1 protein-coding gene is annotated in these 231 nt (G+C 59.3%); it reads left to right on the top strand.

Going from position 1 to position 231, the window contains the following annotated elements; genetic code table 11:
* On the top strand, window positions 1–184 hold a 184-nt coding region (locus AB2B41_RS23820), incomplete at its 5' end, for a hypothetical protein (RefSeq protein WP_367880293.1).
* Window positions 185–231 lie beyond the last annotated feature (47 nt).

Raw genomic sequence — 231 nt, 5'->3', positions numbered from 1 at the left:
CTACACCACGGGGGGCTCTATTACCGTCGTCTACAATACCGGCGGCGATAACAACGGCGGCGGCGACAACACCGGCGGCAATAACGGCGGCGGCGATAACAACGGCGGCGAAAATAACGGCGGCGAGAACAACGGCGGCAATAAAGAGCGCAAGAACACACGTCTGAACTCCAATCACTCCTAGTGATATCGTATGCCGTCATCTCCTAGGAAAGCCGGGCGGTGGGGGGG

Source organism: Sulfitobacter sediminis, from assembly GCF_040811725.1.
In the GTDB taxonomy this organism is placed as follows: domain Bacteria; phylum Pseudomonadota; class Alphaproteobacteria; order Rhodobacterales; family Rhodobacteraceae; genus Sulfitobacter; species Sulfitobacter sediminis.
The sequence above is the reverse complement of the archived record's forward strand: the minus strand, read 5'-3'. Positions and strand labels throughout refer to the sequence as shown.